This is a genomic window from Acidobacteriota bacterium (assembly GCA_016196065.1).
GTDB lineage: Bacteria > Acidobacteriota > Terriglobia > Terriglobales > Acidobacteriaceae > Acidiflorens.
On the sequence record JACPYL010000003.1, the window covers coordinates 1 to 2856 of the forward strand.

At 58.4% G+C, this 2856-nt stretch carries 1 protein-coding gene; it reads left to right on the plus strand.

Annotated elements, in window-relative coordinates; genetic code table 11:
• Window positions 1–1722: 1722 nt before the first annotated feature.
• The coding region (locus tag HY010_00970; GenBank protein MBI3474277.1) for an IS21 family transposase at window positions 1723–2856 on the plus strand (1134 nt) is incomplete at its 3' end.

Consider the following 2856-nt stretch of genomic DNA (forward strand, 5'->3'; position numbering starts at 1 on the left):
ATACTGCCGAATCCCGGCAACCTGAGAACCGAAACTCGATTGCATGATCTCATGCGGACAGTGTACGGTGCAATCCGGGTAGCGCTCTTGTAAGATCCGGCGGACAGCTAGTCTATAACTCTGGTCGGCCGTTTCTATGCCACGCCTCGACCCTTGCATGGTGCCCGCGATAAAGAACGACGGTGGGGAGGTTGGTGAATGTTCGATCGTCACGAGTATCTCTCCCTAGAAATCGCGCTTGGCAGTTCAGCAGGTTATGCGGCCCGGTACACTATTCGCTGTGGCGCGTGCTTTTCATACAATTCCACACCGCCCAGCACGAAGGAAACAAGCTCCCGGCGGGTGCAATCTATATTGCTACACATCCCTGACAGCGCAGCCTCAAACGGAGTGCGTTCATCATAGCTGATCACTCTTCCATCGTTCGTAGTGAGTATAAGGCGAGTCTCGGTTATGTAGCGGTCACCGTGATATTGTGAAATTGGATATCTGAGCTGGAGAACCTCCTCTTTCCACGGATCGATTGTTCGGATTGACAGTGTTGTCTGCTCCGGATCAAAGAAGAGTGGTAATATCTCCGCTTCCGCTGGGATTTCACCAACGGGTCGATCAAGCTGCAACAGGAATCTGTTCTGCGTCAGGAACTCACGTCGAGTAGCGTCGAAGCGATGATACTTGAGGAGAACAGTTTTGCGACGGGCATTGTACTTGGCTTCAAAGACACTCGCTGTTCGTGTGCCGTCGGGAAAAGTGCAAATCGGATAAGCGGGACTGCAGTGTCGTCTACACACCGCAAGAGACGTTAGATTCAGTGGCTCAAGGTGCATGAGGTAGGGATCGAGCAGGAATGGTGTGCGGTCCACTGTAGCGACGATCGCGGCGTGGCGGTGGTGACGAAGACAGCGGATGTCACCTAGACCCGCGGCATTTAGTCGGCGTGCCAATTCGAGGGCTTGCCACACGCAGGCGGCACCGAATCGCGGCGGCGGTGTTGTTGAGGCAAGGTAGCGATAGAGATGGGAAATGCTATTATATGGTACGCCCGTTAGAACACGTCGCAGTTCGCGCCGAATTACACCTGGGGTCATTGAAGTCCTCCTCTAGGCCTTACTGGCCGAAAACATGTGCGGAGCGCTAGCAGGCTCAGAGCTAGAAAAGTGAACACGCAAACAATTGCGAACCAATCACCGTGCAGCGCGTAAAATGTGCCGCGGCGGTCGTCTAATGGGATTCGGTTCGTTAGCAACCCAGGCTCGTTGATGGCAGATCCACTTCGGCCGCGCAGAACGCTCCTGACGCGGCCGTTGGGGTCTATCACTGCAGAGATGCCACTGTTGGCTGCTCGCACCACTGCGACGCGTCCTTCGATCGCGCGGAGACGGCTGAGAGTCAGCGTTTGGGTGTGAATGGAATTTCCCAAAAGGATTTCGTTGGCTGGATTTAGGAGAAACGCAACACCTCGGTGTCCTTCGGAATCGGTGGATTGATGCCACCGGTTAACTAGCTGCGGATTCCGAGGGATGCCGATCAGGGTTCCGAACTGATGTCGATCACGATTCCGAAGTGATGCCGATCAGTATTCCGAACGGAAGCCGATCAGTCTTACGGTTGTAGTTCGGAACGGTGATCGGCATCGGATTGGAACGGCGGCGCAAGGCAGCCCTGGCGGCGGATGGTCCACTGGTAGGTGGAGGATCCCCGTTGCCACAGAAGAGGCTGACCATGCGCAAGTTGAAAGAAGTTCTGCGGCTCCATTCCCTCGGACTGAGCCAGCATCAGATCGCCCGCAGTTGTTGCATCTCCCAAAGCACCGTCCACGAGTACGTATCCGCTGCCCAAGCGGCGGGATTGAAGTGGCCGCTGCCGGAGAACTGGGATGACCGGCAGGTCGAGCAAACGCTGTTTCCGCAGCGGCCCGCGTCCGCCGTTTGGCGAAAGCATCCGGAGCCGGACTGGACTCAGATCCACCAGGAGCTGCAGAGGCATGCGGACCTGACGCTGCAACTGGTCTGGCAGGAAGGACGCGAGAGCCACCCGGAAGGCTACGGCTACAGCCGGTTTTGCGATCTCTACCGGCGATGGTTGAGGACCCTGGACCTGGTGTTGCGGCAAGAACACCGGGCTGGGGAAAAGATGTTCGTGGATTACGCCGGCGCCACCCTTCCGATTTACGATCCGCGGAGCGGCGAAGTCCAGCTCGCTGCCATATTCGTGGCGGTGCTGGGCGCCAGCAGCTACACCTTCGCCGAGGCCACGGCGGGGCAGGATCTGCGGAACTGGATCGGGTCTCATACCCGGGCGTTCGAGTATTTCGGGGGCGTGGCTGCGGTGGTGGTGCCGGACAACTTGAAGTCGGCCGTCACGCATCCCAGCTATTACGAGCCGGATCTGAATCCCACCTACCGTGACCTGGGTGAGCACTACGGCGCGGCGATCATTCCGGCGCGACCCTATCGGGCCAGGGACAAGGCCAAAGCGGAAGTGGGGGTTCAGGTCGTGCAACGCTGGATTGTCGCCGCCTTGCGCAAACGCAAGTTCTTTTCTCTGGAGGAGGCCAACCAGGCCATTGCCGAGCTGCTGGTGCGGCTCAACCAGCGTCCGTTCCGCAAACGCGAAGGCAACCGCGCCAGCCTGTTCGCGCAATTGGACCGGCCGGCGCTGAAGCCGTTGCCGGCCACGCGCTACCAGTTCGGCGAATGGAAGACCACCCGCGTCAACCTCGACTATCACATCGAAATGGAGCGGCACTACTACAGCGTGCCGTACGCGCTGGTGCATCAACAGGTAGACGTGCACCTGACGGCGGAGACCCTGGAAGTGATCCACCGCGGGGTGCGAGTGGCTTCGCATGTCCGC